Origin of the sequence: Anaerovibrio sp. (genome assembly GCF_045637405.1) — a bacterium.
GTDB lineage: Bacteria > Bacillota > Negativicutes > Selenomonadales > Selenomonadaceae > Anaerovibrio.
Map to the genome: position 1 here is coordinate 15,326 of NZ_JAZTZI010000157.1, position 15,382 is coordinate 30,707.

Genomic DNA, 15,382 nt, shown 5'->3' on the forward strand with positions numbered 1-15,382 from the left:
TAGATGGAACAGGATTCATTTAAAGTTTTAGAATATAAAAAAATATTGGAGCGTCTTCAAAATAAGGCTGGCTCCATTTTAGGCAAGGAGCTGGCAGGAGGCTTGCAGCCAAGCAGTGATATAGACGAGGTTAAGGAAAGACTGCGGGAGACTGCAGAGGCAGTTATGGTTTCCTCCATGGCCAATCCACCTTTAGGCGGCATCCGTGATATTCGTGAGCTGATGAAGAAAATTGGTATCGGTGCCACTATTGAGACCTCTGAAATCATGGATATGCTCACTACTATGTACGCCATGCGGGGAGTAAAGAAGTTCTTCAAGGAATTGGAGCTGGATGCCCCTATTCTCAAAAATTGGGCTCGTGGTTTGGAGATTCTGGGTGAACTGGAGCGCAATCTGGAAAACACTGTGGATGAGCATGGTAATCTTCGTGATGATGCCAGTGTGGAGCTGAAGCGTATTCGCCGTGAGGTAAAGACATCTCAGGCCCGCATCAAGGACCATTTGAACAACATTCTTCACTCTGCGGAGTATCAGAAATATTTTCAGGATGCCATTGTTACCATGCGTGGTGACCGCTATGTGGTTCCTATAAAGCAGGAATACCGTCAGTATTTTCCGGGGATTGTCCACGACCAGTCTGCCAGTGGCTCTACCGTATTTGTGGAACCAATGGCGGTGGTTAATCTTAATAATGATATCAAGCAGCTGGTGGCAGCGGAAAAGCATGAGGTGGAACGCATCCTTAGGGATATTTCCAACCAGATTCGCCGTAAGGACGATATTCTCATGGAAAACTGCGATATTTTGGCCTTTATCGATTTCACCTTTGCCAAGGCTGGTCTTGCCCGTGAAATGAAGGCTGTTGAGCCTGTAGTCAATGAAGCTGGAGCTACAACCCTGTTGTCAGCCCGTCATCCCCTTATTGATAGTGATAAGGTGGTGCCGATAGATATTTCCATTGGGGCTGACTACAATATGTTACTGGTTACCGGACCAAACACCGGTGGTAAAACCGTCAGCATGAAAACCCTCGGCCTTTTGGTGCTTATGGCTCAGGCGGGGTTGTTTCTTCCAGTAGAAAACGGTTCTCAGATTGCTGTGTATAATAATATTTATGCGGATATTGGCGACGAACAGAGTATAGAGCAGAGCCTCAGTACCTTCTCAGCCCACATGACTCATTTAGTGGAAATTTTGGGCAAGGTGGAATCCGACGATCTGTTGCTTTTGGATGAGCTTGGAGCCGGCACAGACCCCGAGGAAGGTGCAGCCTTGGCTATGGCCATTTTGGAGCAGCTTCTAAATATTAAGGCCACTGTTATGGCCACTACCCATTATTCCGAGCTGAAGACCTTTGCCTTTAGCCGTGAAGGCATTGAAAATGCCTGCGTGGAATTTGATGTAAATACTCTTAGACCAACCTATAGACTGCTTACCGGTATTCCTGGGGCAAGTAACGCTTTTGCTATCAGTCGTCGCCTGGGACTTAGTGAAGCGTTGGTTATTAGGGCAAAGCAGCTTATTCAGGCCGACCATGCCCAGTTTGAGAAGGTTATAAATCAGCTGGAAAAAGAGAAGATGATGTATGAGCAGATGAATGCCGACATTGAGGCTAAGCTTCAAAGAGCCCAGAAGATGGAGGCCAAAGCTGAAGCCATGCGAACGGAGCTGTCCCAGAAAAAGGCCGATATTATCCGTAAGGCCAAGGATGAAGGCTCTGCCCTTGTTCGTCGTGCCCGTAGAGAATCTGAGGAAATCATTAAACAGCTGAAGGAGCAGTTTAATGATATGGGCATTCAGAAGCGCCAGCAGGCTATTCAGGATGCCAGAAGCAAGTTAAATGAGGAAGCAGGCCGGGTTCGTCCTGGCATAGTTTCTGCCAAGGCATTTAGAAAGCCTATTGATTTAAAAACTATAGAGGTCGGGGATATCATATATGTAACCAAGCTGGACCAGAAGGGTACAGTTTTGGGGATTCACGGCAAAGAATTGGAAATTCAGCTGGGGGCCATGAAGACCACCATGAAGGCTTCTGCCTGCAAATTTGTTGAAAAGGGTAAAAAGGAACAGCCAGCCACCTCCATCGGCAAGAAATCCAAAGGGGGCAGCAGCTTTATATCAAAAACTCAGGAGGCCCATCGTGATATTGATATTCGTGGTATGATGGTTGATGAAGCCGAGGTGGTTTTGGGCAAGTTCATCGATGACTCCATTATGGCGGGGCTGTCCCAGGTGCTTATCATTCATGGTAAGGGGACGGGAGCCCTCAGAAAGGGTGTACACGAGTATTTGAAGCATCATAAAAATGTGGCAGGCTTCAATTTCGCAGACATGAGCGAAGGGGGCACAGGTGCAACCTTGGTAACTCTTAAATAAACTTCGCTAAATCGCAACATTTATGGTAAAATGTTAGCGTATATGTGTATAAGGAGGTTTATCATGGAAAAACGTACAGGTGCGGCTCAGCAGCGGGCTCGTCAGGCTAAGAAGCCTCAGAAGTCCTCTGGCGGTAGCACTGCAAGTCGAATCCTGATAATTTTTGCTTCAATAATGGTTGTGATGATTATTGGCGTCGGATGCGGATTTCTTACAGCCACATTGAATACAAAGGCTGACCTTGCTGATGTGAGGCCACCGGCATCTTCTCAGATTTATGACATAAATGGCAATGAGATTGCCAATGTACATGCTGATGAAAATCGGGTACCGGTCAAGATGAATCAGATTCCCGAGAATCTGAAAAATGCCTTCGTTGCCGTTGAGGATGCCAGATTTTATGAGCATTCCGGTGTTGACCCTCGCGGTATTATGCGTGCCATGTGGTCCAATATTACTTCTCAGGGCGTAGCAGAGGGTGGATCTACCATCACCCAGCAGCTGGCTAAAAATGCTTATTTGACCCAGGACCGTACATTTAAGCGTAAGATACAGGAGATGTTCCTGGCTATTCAGCTTGAGCATCAGTATACCAAGGAGGAAATCCTTGAGCTTTATCTGAATCAGATTTACTTTGGTAACGGTGCTTATGGCGTGCAGGCAGCATCCAAGACATATTTTGGTAAAAATGTGGAGGATCTGGACCTTAGTGAATGTGCTATGCTGGCTGGTATTCCAAAGAGCCCTAACTATTATTCTCCAACCAATAATTTGCAGGCGGCTCAGCAGCGTAAGGCCACTGTTTTGGACCAGATGGCCAAGTATGGCTATATCAGTTCTTCTACTGCAAACAAAACAAAGAGCGAGGAGCTGCATCTGGTTAAGGCATCCTCCAAGGCAGGAGGCGAGGCTTCCTACTTTATTGACTATGTAATCCAGACCATGATTGAAAAATATGGTGCTGATGCTGTATACAAGGAAGGTCTGAAGATTTATACTACCTTGGACATCGATATGCAGAAGGCGGCTGAGGAAGCTATGAAAAATCTTCCTGATATGTCCGAAAGCAATGGGATTAAGCAACCACAGGGTGCTTTGGTGGCCATCGATCCCCACACAGGCTATATTAAAGCAATGGTGGGCGGTCGTGGTACCGACCAGTTTAATCGCGCTGTTTTGGCGGAAAGACAGCCTGGTTCTGCCTTTAAGCCTTTTGTTTTTGCGGCAGCTTTGGAGTCTGACTTTACGCCGTCTACTATTATTGAGGATAAGCCAATTGATATTAACGGCTGGTCTCCTCAGAATTACAGCCGAAACTTCAATGGTAAGGTTTCCCTGCGCTATGTGGCAGAGCAGTCTTTAAATGTTCCAACTGTTCGTGTGGCACAGGAGGTTGGTATTGATAAGGTTATTTATTTGGGCAAGGAAATGGGAATTTCCACCTTCGTCACTGAAGGTTCTCAGAATGATGGTAATCTGTCCACCTCCCTTGGCGGTCTTACCCGTGGTGTAACACCTTTGGAGCTTACAAGTGCTTACTGTACTTTTGCCAATGATGGAGTTCATGTAAAGCATACAGCTATTATCAAGGTCCTTGACCGCAATGGCAAGGTGCTGGAGGAGGAAAGAACCGAAAGCAAGCAGGTCCTTAAGAAAGCTACAGCCAATGATTTGACCAGTATGCTGATGGGCGTTGTGGCCCGTGGTACTGGTACAGCGGCTCAGATTGACCGTCCAGCAGCCGGTAAGACCGGTACTACCAGTGATTACCATGATGCCTGGTTTGTGGGCTATGTTCCGGATTTGGTAGTAGGTGTTTGGGTTGGTACTGATGATAACCAACGTATGGGCACCATGACAGGTGGTACAACCCCTGCAGTAATTTGGAAGGCCTTTATGACCAAGGCTATGGCAGGAATGCCAGTCAAGAAGTTTGACGGTGCTGTTCTTACCAGCGTGGAAGCCCCTGTAAAGGATGATACCAAGGAGAAGGAAGCTAAGGATAAGGAGAGCAAGGATAAGAAGGGTACTGATAAGAAGGGTGCTGAAAAGCCTGCCAATACTGATAGTACCAAGCCTAAGCCTAGCCCTAGCCCTGCTCCATCCAATGCTCCTGCACCTTCCCCAACTACATCTGCCGGTAAAACGGCAAATTAAAATCTAATATACAAATATCCTGTTTTCAGGTTTAAGGAGAGAAATACAATAATGGCAACAAGTGTTTTTGATGTGCTGAAAGAGCGTGGCTACATCGCCCAGTGTACTAATGAAGATGAAGTTCGTGCAATGTTTGAGAATGAGAAGGTTACCTTCTATATCGGCTTTGATCCAACTGCTGACAGCCTTCATGTAGGTCATTTTCTGGGACTTATGGTTATGTCCCACCTTCAGAAGGCCGGCCACAGACCAGTATGTCTTGTAGGTGGCGGTACCGGTACTGTAGGTGATCCTTCTGGCCGCAGTGATATGCGCAAAATGCTCACCGATGAAGATATTGAGTATAACTGCAATCAGTTCAAGAAGCAGATGGCCCGCTTTATTGACTTTAGTGATGGCAAGGCATTGATGGTAAATAATGGTGACTGGCTCCGCAAGCTGAACTATATTGATTTGCTTCGTGAAGTGGGTGCCCACTTTACCGTTAATCGTATGCTGGCAGCTGAGTGCTACAAGAACCGCATGGAAAAGGGCCTCACCTTCCTGGAATTCAACTACATGATTATGCAGTCCTATGATTTCCTGGAGCTCCATCGTCGCTATAACCTTAAGCTGGAAATGGGCGGTGATGACCAGTGGTCAAACATTATTGGAGGCGTTGAGCTGACCCGTCGTATCACTGGTGATGCTGTATATGGTCTTACCTTCACCCTCTTAACCAAGAGCGATGGCCAAAAGATGGGTAAAACTGCTGGTGGTGCTCTGTGGCTGGACAAGGAAAAGACTTCTCCTTATGACTTCTATCAGTACTGGAGAAATGTGGATGACGCTGATGTTGAGCGTTGTCTGGCTCTTTTGACCTTCCTTCCTATGGATGAGGTTCGTCGTCTGGGAGCTCTTGAAGGTCAGGAGATTAACGATGCCAAGAAGGTTCTCGCTTACGAAGTAACCAAGCTGGTTCATGGGCAGGAGGAGGCTGACAAGGCCAAGGCAGCTGCTGAGGCTGTATTCGGTGGCTCAGGCTCCAGCGAGAATATGCCTACTATTGAACTCACTGCTGAGGACGCTGCTAAGAAGCTAGTGGATGTGCTGGTAGCAGCTGATGTATTCGGCTCTAAGGGTGAAGCCCGTCGCCTTATCCAGCAGAATGGTTTGTCTCTCAATGACGAGAAGGTGACTGACCCAGATTATACACTGTCAGAGGGCGATTTCACTGACGGAGAGGCAATTGTTAAGAAGGGCAAGAAAAAGTTTTACCGCTTATTAAAGGTGTAAACATCAATAGTCCAAGTAGGAGTACAACGGGGAACGCTCGCGCTCTCTAGTTTGCCTAGCGGTACTAAGCTCATGCTGTGCGTTTCAGCTTGCATTCGCTAAGTACCAAGGCAAAATATGTCCCCTTTTGCACTCCTGCTTGGACTATTAGTGCAATGCAAATATCTATAATGTGGGGATAGCTTTGTGCTTCGGTATGGCCGCGTATAAAAAGTGGCTAAATCGTTCCATTTATGCTATACTATTAAGCTGTGAAATATAGCTTGAGGGGACTGCCCTTAAGAAAATGTAATAAAAGGAGTTTTCAGTAATGTCAGGACATTCTAAATGGGCTAATATTAAGAGAAAGAAAGGCGCAAATGATGCTATTCGCGGTAAGATTACCACTAAAATCGGTCGCGAGATTACCATTGCAGTTCGTATGGGTGGTTCCGATCCAACAGGTAATATGCGTCTTAAGCTGGCCCTGAGCAAGGCTAAGGCCAACAATATTCCAAAGGATAACATCAATCGTGCAATCCAGAAAGGCTTGGGTGCATCCGATGGCAGCAATTACGAGGAGATGACCTACGAGGGTTATGGTCCAGGTGGTACTGCAATTATGCTGGATATCCTTACCGATAACCGCAACCGTACTGCAGCAGATGTGCGTCACATTTTCTCCAAATATGGCGGCTCTTTGGGTGCTAATGGCTGTGTATCCTGGATGTTTAATAAGAAGGCTGTTTTCGTAGTGGAAAAGGAAGCCTTTGACGATGAGGATGCTCTCATGGAGCTTGTTCTTGAAGCCGGTGCTGATGATTTTGTGGCTGAAGAGGATGCTTTTGAGATCACTGGTGAGCCTGATGCTTTTGATGATATTCTTCAGGCGTTGACTGACAAAGGAATTGAAACTGCTTCTGCAGAAATTACAATGGTACCTGATAACACCGTTAAGGTTGAAGGCGAGAATGTTGTGAATATGCAGAAAATGCTGGATGCTTTCGATGATAACGATGATGTTCAGGAAGTATATGGCAACTACGAAATGGACGAAGAATAAAAAATATGGCGGCCTGCGGGCCGCTTATTTTTTACTGCGAAATCTCAGTTATTCAAAATTGAAGGATGAGGATGAACTTTGTTTTTTATTGAGGAGAGAGGATAATGCTTGCATTGGGTATTGACCCGGGAACGGCAATTTGTGGCTATGGCTTTGTGGAATCCAACGGCAGTCGCCTTATAGCCCATGAATACGGTGCCATAACTACCAGTGCCAAGGCCAGACCCGAGGATAGGCTGGTAAAAATATATGATGAGCTGGATCTGCTGATAAAAAAATACAAGCCGGATGTCATGGGTGTTGAACAGTTGTTTTTTAATCGTAATGTTACTACGGCCATTCCGGTAGGACAGGCCAGAGGTGTGGTGTTGTTGGCGGCAGCCAAAAATGGTTTGGAGCTGGTGGAGCGAACACCGCTTCAGGTAAAACAGTCTGTAACGGGATATGGCAAGGCCACCAAAGAACAGGTTATCTATATGGTTACCAAGCTACTGAATCTTCCCGAACCACCCAAACCGGATGATGTGGCAGATGCCTTGGCAGTTGCCATTTGTACCTCCTATATTCTAAACAGCTTTACCTATAGGAATAAAATTTAGGTTTACATAGAATGGTGGATTGTACATAAAAAAATACAAAGTATACACTTTTTATTGGGGATTTCTGTAGACTGGAACACATAAATGTATTATAATACTTGTTGTTTGAGTGTATTAATGAGAATTTACAAAACAAATGTCTACTTACTATGGATTGTAGTAATTCTGTATTATAAGATATTTGTTTTGAATCATAGGAGGTAAATATGGCTCTTATTGTTAAGAAGTTTGGCGGCTCATCAGTGGGAACCACTGAAAAAATCCTTAATGTGGCCAAAAGAATCATCGCCGAAAAACAGCCGGGAGATCAGATTGTAATGGTAGTATCCGCCATGGGTGATACTACAGATGAGTTGATTGAGCTGGCAAAACAGATTAATCCAAATCCATATCAGTATACCCGTGAAATGGATATGCTGCTGACTACTGGTGAACAGGTTTCTATTTCCCTTCTTACCATGGCATTCCGTACTTTGGGACAGAAGGCTATTTCCCTTACTGGTCAGATGGTTGGTATGAAAACAAATTCCGTTCATACCAAGGGCAAGATTCTTGATATTAAGCCTGCCAGAGTAAAGAAAGAGCTGGATAAGGGCAATATTGTTGTAGTTGCCGGCTTCCAGGGAGTTGATGAGCATGGAGATCCTGTAACCTTGGGTCGTGGCGGCTCTGATACCTCTGCTGTGGCTTTGGCTGGCGCCCTGAAGGCAGATTCCTGTGAAATATATACTGATGTTGATGGTATTTATTCGGCTGACCCACGTCTTATTCCTGATGCCAGAAAAATGCAGGAAATTACTTATGACGAGATGTTGGAAATGGCCCGTCTGGGAGCTGGCGTTATGCAGCCACGTTCTGTGGAAATGGGTAAATACTTTAATATTCCGATTCATGTTCGTTCAACCTTTACAAACACACCAGGCACAATGATTAGGGAGGCATATACAATGGAAGAGAAGGATTTCTTGATTCGTGGCGTAGCTCATGACAAAAACGTAGCTAAAATTGCAGTTCTTGGCGTTCCTAATAATCCGGGTATCGCAAAGGAAATATTCTCTGCTTTGGCAGACAAAAATATAGCAGTAGACATGATTGTTCAGAGTATCAGAAACATTGAGAAGAATGTTACTGATATGGTATTTACCACCACCCTTGATGATCTTCCGGAGACCAAGAAAACTGTGGATGCTGTGGCAGAAAAGCTCCACGCAGTTGCTGTTCTCATTGAGGAGGATGTGGCAAAGGTATCTATAGTAGGTGCTGGAATGCTGGGTAACCCTGGTATCGCGGCGAGAATGTTTGGTGCCCTGGCTGATGCCAATGTAAACATCGATGCCATCAGTACCTCTGAAATCAGCATTAGCTGCCTTATTAAGGGCTCCGAGCTGAGCGAAGCAGCCAATGCAATTCACAAGGAATTTTTCCCTGAGAAGTAAAAAATACGATTTTAAATTAAGAAAGGGAGAATGTCTGTTATGTTGACATTCTCCTATTTTTACGGGGTAAATGGCATATATATAAAATGATACATATTAAGTATAAAAATGTTTAATAGGTAATATATATTATTTTAAATATAATAAAGGAAAAATCGTATAAAAGTGGTATAATGATTTAAAAGAGTAATAATATTTTTTATTTTAAGGAGGCTGATAATGTATGAGTTCACAGGTTGCTTCACATCGGGTTGGTAAAAAGCTGGTAGACGTTATTTTTGGCGCAAGTGGTGCCTGCAACGAAGCTATTAAGGTTCATGGTGCTGATAAGGTTACTAATGCCACTGTTGGTTCTATAATAGGAGAGGATGGCAAGCTGGCCTGTCTTCCTACTATGGAAAAGGCTTTTAGGGGATTGAAGATTTCTGATGTGGCTGCTTATGCTCCACCTGCTGGTCTCCCGGCATATCTGGATGCTGTTATCGGCCTGACCTTCGCTGATAATAAGCCTGAGGGCCATATTGCCGCATGCGCTACTTCTGGTGGAACAGGAGCACTGCACATGGCTATCCAGAATTACTCTGAAATCGGGGATCAGGTGCTGACATCTGACTGGTTCTGGGGAACTTACAATCCTCTTTGCCAGGAGGCTGGGCGTACTTTGGCTACCTACCAGCTCTTTGATGAAAATCAGAATTACAATGTGAAGGCTCTGGAAGCTAAGGTGGAGGAGCTCTTTGCCAAGCAGGATTCCTTGCTGCTGATTATCAATACTCCTGCCCATAACCCAACTGGCTATAGCCTTACTGATGAGGAGTGGACAAAGGTTATCGATATGTCCAAGGCATGGGCTGCCAAGGGCAAGAAGGTTAATCTGATGGTGGATATCGCCTATATCGATTACGCCGGTGAGAAGAATGAAACCCGTCGTTTTATGAAGCAGTTCAGTAATCTTCCAGAAAATATTTTCGTAATGTTTGCCTTCTCCATGTCCAAGGGTTATACCATGTATGGTCAGCGTACCGGTGCTCTTATTGGTCTTTCCTCCAGTGCAGAGCTTATTGAGGAATTTAAGAACGTTACCAAGTTTACCGGTCGTGCTACCTGGTCTAACATCAACCGTGGTGCTCAGACTCTGCTTACTACCATTCAGCAGGACAGTGCAATGCTGGCTCAGTTTGAAAAAGAGCGTGATGAGCTTTACGGCGTAATTCGCGACAGAGCTGCCATCTTTATGAAGGAAGCCGAGGAATGTGGGTTGAAGGCTCTGCCTTATAAGGCTGGCTTCTTTATATCTGTTCCTGCCAAGGATTCTGCCGCAGTATGCGAGAAAATGCATGAGGATTTGATTTTTGCTGTTCCACTGAAGAAGGGCGTTCGTATCGCCGTTTGCTCTATTCCAAAGGCAAAAATGTACGGAATGGCTGCAAAGGTGCTTAAAGCATTAAAGGCTGTTGAGGGATAATCGTAGTCACGTAATCTTTATTTATTACACTGATAAAGAGGAGATATCAATGCGGTATCTCCTCTTTTGCTATGGGGAAAATTTATTGTTAAAAGGCTCTATTATGTGTTATAGTTATAATAGATTGGGATAGGTAAGGGAGGTTACTATGTTTAATTTTAACAGAAAAGGTGATACCGAATTTTATGATCTTTTCCTGGAAAGTGCGCAATTTTTCTATCAGGGCTCGCTTTTGATGGACGAGGTTATGGTGGACCATCGTAAAGCTGATATAAAGGTTAAGGAAATAAATGATATTGAGCATAAGGCTGACAGGGTCAATGATCGGATAATTGACAAGCTGAATCAGACATTTATTACTCCAATTGACCGTGAGGATATTTATGCCATTGCCAATGGCCTGGATGATGGTGTAGACCTGTTGCAGGGCATTTTACAACGTATTGTTATCTATCATACAGGTGAGGCTAGGGAGGGAGCCATCAGATTGACGAAGCTCCTTATTGAATGTACTCAGAAAATTATAAGGGTGCTTGAGTTGTTGCCGGAAATCAGCAAGAATCAGGAAGAGCTTCTCAGTCTGACCAGTGAGGTCAGCAAGCTCGAAAGTGAGGGCGACCATATATTTAGAAGTGAGCTGGCGTATCTTTTTGCCCAGGTAAAGGATCCTATTGAGCTTATCAAGTGGAAGGATTTGCTTGAGGATTTGGAGGATACCCTTGATCACTGCGAGAAAATGGCAGATTTGCTTAGAGGCGTGGTAATGAAGTATGCTTGATTTACATCCTTTTATTATTATAGTTATAGTTTTGGCCTTGGCATTTGACTTTATAAATGGTTTCCACGATACGGCAAATGCTATAGCCACATCTGTGTCCACCAGGGCTATTTCACCAAGTCGTGCTATTATGATGGCTGCGGTACTGAATTTCTTTGGCGCCATGGTCAGCACCGGTGTAGCCAAGACCATTGGTGGCGATATTGTAGTGGGACATATTGATCAGCCGATTATAATAGCCTCTTTGACGGGTGCTATTATTTGGAATCTGCTGACCTGGAAGATTGGCCTTCCGAGCAGCTCATCCCATGCTTTGGTAGGCGGATTAATTGGTGGTGTTCTCATGTCTGATATGGGCATGGGGGGGCTTAACTTTACGGGTATAGGAAAAATTGTTATTGCCCTGGTAACATCTCCGTTGGTGGGTATGGTGGTAGGTTATATCATCATGAATTTGATGTTTCAGTTTTTCCAGAATTCCAGTCCATCCAAGGTAAACCACCGATTTAAGAAAATGCAGATTGTCACTGCTGCTACCATGGCTTTTTCCCATGGTTCCAATGATGCCCAGAAATCTATGGGTATTATCACTTTGGCTCTGGTTTCCGGTGGTGTACTGCAGGAGTTTGAGGTTCCGCTCATTGTAAAGGTACTTTGTGCTACTGCTATGGCTGTGGGTACATCTGTAGGCGGCTGGAGTATAATTAAAACTGTAGGTGGTAAGATAATTAAGCTGGAGCCTATAAACGGGTTTGCGGCAGATTTGAATTCTTCTATCACTATTTTTACGGCTACGTTGCTTCATTTGCCTGTAAGTACAACCCATGTTGTATCAGGCTCCATTATGGGTGTGGGGGCGGCTAAGAGAATTAAGGCTGTCCGTTGGGGCGTAGCTCAGCAGATGGTTATGGCCTGGGTGCTTACTATCCCTTGTACCGCTGCCATGGGAGCCATTTGCTATGGCTTGTTGATGGTCTTTTTTGAATGATGTCAGCATGAGAATAAAGAGGTAAAGTGACTGTCGCAAGCGGTCACTTTTCTTGTATATATGACTAAAGGATGGTGGGGGTTATGTTTAAGGAAGTTTTGGAGGAAGCAAAGGAATGGGCCAAAATATTGCACTGTTCCTACGTTTCTGACTTAAATGCAATAATTGATAACGGTGGTATCAGGGATTTGATTCGTGTATCAGAGGCACTGCATGAAAAGAAGATTGCCAATATTGCGGACCGAATCACTGGAGATTTAAATAATAATAGACTTATTCTAATAGCCGGACCATCATCCTCGGGAAAAACCTCCTTTGCCCAACGGTTAAGAGTTCAGCTTAGAGTAATGGGCCTTGAGCCGGTGTCCCTATCCATTGACAATTATTTTGTCAATAGGGAGGATACCCCTAAGCTGCCGGATGGATCATACGATTTTGAGTCCATAGACGCTGTGGACATAAAGCTATTTAATAAACAGCTTACCTCCCTTATGGAGGGGGAAGAGGTAATCATACCAACCTTTAATTTCAAAAAGGGTATAAGGGAAATGAATCCGGCCAATACAAGGCAAATAGCATTGAATCAGCCTATTATCATCGAGGGGATTCATGGATTGAATGAAAAGCTTACCAGTTCCATTCCCCGCGATCATAAGTTTAAAATTTATGTCAGTGCCTTAAATCAGCTGAATATGGATGAAAATACCAGAATTTCCACATCCAGGGTGCGGCTTTTGCGTCGCATAGTCCGTGATTTCCGCACCCGGGGACGTAGTGCAGACAATACTATTGAGCTGTGGCCAGGGGTTAGAGCCGGGGAAGAAAAATATATTTTCCCTTATCAGGATGATGCGGATGTAATGTTTAATTCTGCTCTGATTTATGAGCTGGGAGCTTTGAAGCATTATGTTATGTATATGCTGGCAGAGATATCTCCGGAGGAAAAATCCTACGAGAAGGCACAGGAGCTTTTGGCTTTTTGCCGTAATTTTAAATCAATATATGATCAGCGGGATATTCCGTGCAACTCCCTTATAAGGGAATTTATAGGCGGTTCCTGTTTTGATGTAAGTTAATTTATCCAATTATTAGCTTTTAATTTTTATTTAAGGACTTATGACTGTCTGCGTGGTATAATATAAAGAAAGGCGTAGAGGGGTGACTCCTATGGTAAAGCTGAATCGTAATTATGGTGTTAAGTTTTTATCTGGATTATTGCTCGTAAGTTCTTTGGTATTTACATCAGGTTTTTGTCAGCAGGTTGAGGCCGTTGCGAATAGTAATGGTATTGAGGCAGAAAAGCCTCTGACCAGGGTTCATTATCAGGTACCGCGGCGTTGGGCTGACAGAAATGAGCTGGCTGCCACTATAGCTAATCACTATGGTGTGTCTTATGGTGCGGTGATGAAATACTGCAATGAGAACGGATGCCTTGAGGATGCCTGTCAGATTGCTTTAATGGCTAAGCTGGCGGATAAGTCCTTTGACAGCGTTGCTGATTTGAAAAAGAATGATAATACATGGATTGATGTATCTGAAGCTCTGGGGATTTCCGAGGATTTGGTGAGGGCGTACCGTAATAATGCCCTTATTGATAGGATTAATCAAAGATATGGTATTGATAGGGCTTCGGTGGCTGCACTCATTGAGCAGCAGTATAAAATTATGGATATAGTCAAGGCAAGTCGTTTGGCCAAGGAATCAGGGCTTGATGTGAAGGCTGTTATGGGGCATAAGACCATAAACAATACTTGGACAGATGTGGCACAGCTTATAGGCTGTGAGCTTGAGGGCCTTTGATATTAGTTTTGTACATATATTGGGAGTCTGTGTATATTCACAGATTCCCATTTATTTTGGAGGTTTGTTTTGGCAGAGATAGATGTTACTGATAAAGCAAAAATAGTTATTAAATACGGATTGGTCGGAGTTATTGCCCTGACGCTGTTATGTTCCAGTCTGGTGTGGTACATAATGTACTGCTGGGGAAATCTGGATATATATGATGCCAAGATTACCGGAAATATGGTAGGAGCCAGAGCCGGAGCACCTGGCAGCGTTACTGAGGTGATGGTGCATAATGGTGATACGGTAAGGGCTGGGGATGTAATTGCCCGCATTGAGGTAACAGTTACTGACGAGCAGATACGCCAGATGGAACAGACATTGGAACTTTCAGAAAAGAATTTGGCTCAGATAAAGCAAGGGGTAATGATTCAGCGTCCGGTGGTTCATTCAGGAGGAGGCGGTGCATCCTCTGCTGAAATTGCCAATGCCAAAAACAAGCTGGATCAGATGAACAGACTTTATGAGATGGGGGCCGTTAGTGGCATCCAACGTGATGAAGCTGCAGCCCAGTATCAGGCAGTCTTGTCCCGTGGTGGCAGTTCCAGTTCTGTTACTTATGAATCCTCCTATCAGCCCCCAAATGAAGAGGCCGTAAGGCGGGCAGAGATTCAGGTTAATCAGGCCCGTATGGCTTTGGAACAGGCCAAGACCAGCAGCAGTGCCACAGAGATTACAGCTCCCGTGGATGGCGTGGTATATCTCAATGGCATTGAAACCGGCTCGGAAATAAAGGCCGGAGATGTGGTTGCTTTCGTAGGCAACGATAATGATATTTGGGTTGAGGCGTATCTAAATCCTGATGAAAGTGATTATGCTGTTTTGGGACAGTTGGCATATTTCTTTGTGGATAGAAAGAAATATGAGGGGACTATTGTTGAGGTGATTTCTCCGGAGGATGACGGAGAATCCCAGAATAGTGATACCGCCAACAGTGAAGCAGGTTATACAAGTCCATATCCATCCGGAAAGATTGTGGTTAAAATAGCCATTCCAAGGGAAGCAATGGACGGAATTCATTTTGGCAACAAGGTGGATTTAAGGCTTAGTAAATAAATAAAAAAAGTCTTGCCAAAATAAATTCATTGTGTTATTATTTGACTCGTAAACAAGTTGCATATTTTATGGCGATGATGCCACACAGACTACGTGTTTTGTTGTCTGTGTGGTTTTTTTGTTTACAGCTAAAAATGTATTTAGGTTATTGTAAATATTATTTATGAAAAGGTGGTAAAGGTTATGGAAGATTTATTGTTTGTCATCCCAGCAAATTCCAAGAAGGAGGATATCATTGAGACCTTAAAGGCTCATCCGGAAATCATGTACGTGTCTTTGGTAGGTATTGATCTTGCCGGTAATGATACTGATGAGAAAATTCCTATGCGGGTTTTCTTGAAGGATATGGATGATTTCTATTC

At 44.3% G+C, this 15,382-nt stretch carries 12 protein-coding genes; all 12 read left to right on the plus strand.

Annotation, left to right across the window (positions count from 1 at the left end):
* Window positions 1–3: 3 nt before the first annotated feature.
* The 12 genes from ACKI5G_RS10915 to ACKI5G_RS10970 all read left to right on the plus strand — a co-directional run bounded on the left by ACKI5G_RS10915 (window position 4) and on the right by ACKI5G_RS10970 (window position 15,020).
* Complete coding sequence (locus ACKI5G_RS10915; RefSeq protein WP_407400315.1) at window positions 4–2,379, plus strand: endonuclease MutS2; 2,376 nt, start codon at window positions 4–6, stop codon at window positions 2,377–2,379.
* A 63-nt stretch (window positions 2,380–2,442) separates the two neighbouring features.
* Window positions 2,443–4,536: a transglycosylase domain-containing protein gene (locus ACKI5G_RS10920; protein WP_407400317.1), complete on the plus strand. Its 2,094-nt coding sequence runs from the start codon at window positions 2,443–2,445 to the stop codon at window positions 4,534–4,536.
* A 51-nt stretch (window positions 4,537–4,587) separates the two neighbouring features.
* Entirely contained in the window at window positions 4,588–5,811 is a 1,224-nt protein-coding gene (gene tyrS, locus ACKI5G_RS10925) for a tyrosine--tRNA ligase (protein WP_407400319.1), read from the plus strand.
* Between the two features lie 310 nt (window positions 5,812–6,121).
* Complete coding sequence (locus ACKI5G_RS10930; protein ID WP_407400321.1) at window positions 6,122–6,853, plus strand: YebC/PmpR family DNA-binding transcriptional regulator; 732 nt, start codon at window positions 6,122–6,124, stop codon at window positions 6,851–6,853.
* Between the two features lie 104 nt (window positions 6,854–6,957).
* Complete coding sequence (gene ruvC, locus ACKI5G_RS10935; RefSeq protein WP_407400323.1) at window positions 6,958–7,452, plus strand: crossover junction endodeoxyribonuclease RuvC; 495 nt, start codon at window positions 6,958–6,960, stop codon at window positions 7,450–7,452.
* A 206-nt stretch (window positions 7,453–7,658) separates the two neighbouring features.
* The gene (locus tag ACKI5G_RS10940; RefSeq protein ID WP_027396359.1) at window positions 7,659–8,888 is read left to right on the plus strand and encodes an aspartate kinase; all 1,230 of its coding nucleotides are present in this window, start codon (window positions 7,659–7,661) and stop codon (window positions 8,886–8,888) included.
* A 223-nt stretch (window positions 8,889–9,111) separates the two neighbouring features.
* On the plus strand, window positions 9,112–10,353 hold the full coding sequence (locus ACKI5G_RS10945) for a pyridoxal phosphate-dependent aminotransferase (RefSeq protein ID WP_407400325.1): 1,242 nt from the start codon (window positions 9,112–9,114) through the stop codon (window positions 10,351–10,353).
* Window positions 10,354–10,501: 148 nt separating this feature from the next.
* Window positions 10,502–11,131: a DUF47 domain-containing protein gene (locus tag ACKI5G_RS10950; RefSeq protein WP_407400327.1), complete on the plus strand. Its 630-nt coding sequence runs from the start codon at window positions 10,502–10,504 to the stop codon at window positions 11,129–11,131.
* Window positions 11,124–12,119: an inorganic phosphate transporter gene (locus ACKI5G_RS10955; RefSeq protein ID WP_407400329.1), complete on the plus strand. Its 996-nt coding sequence runs from the start codon at window positions 11,124–11,126 to the stop codon at window positions 12,117–12,119. Before ACKI5G_RS10950 ends, ACKI5G_RS10955 begins: the two co-directional genes overlap by 8 nt.
* 83 nt (window positions 12,120–12,202) lie before the next feature.
* Window positions 12,203–13,195 carry a nucleoside kinase gene (locus ACKI5G_RS10960; protein ID WP_407400331.1) on the plus strand — a complete coding sequence of 331 codons (993 nt, stop codon included), beginning with the start codon at window positions 12,203–12,205 and terminating at the stop codon, window positions 13,193–13,195.
* 91 nt (window positions 13,196–13,286) lie between these two features.
* Window positions 13,287–13,919, plus strand: coding sequence for a hypothetical protein (locus tag ACKI5G_RS10965; protein ID WP_407400333.1), 633 nt, complete (start codon window positions 13,287–13,289; stop codon window positions 13,917–13,919).
* A 69-nt stretch (window positions 13,920–13,988) separates the two neighbouring features.
* Window positions 13,989–15,020, plus strand: coding sequence for an HlyD family secretion protein (locus tag ACKI5G_RS10970; protein ID WP_407400335.1), 1,032 nt, complete (start codon window positions 13,989–13,991; stop codon window positions 15,018–15,020).
* Window positions 15,021–15,382: the final 362 nt, after the last annotated feature.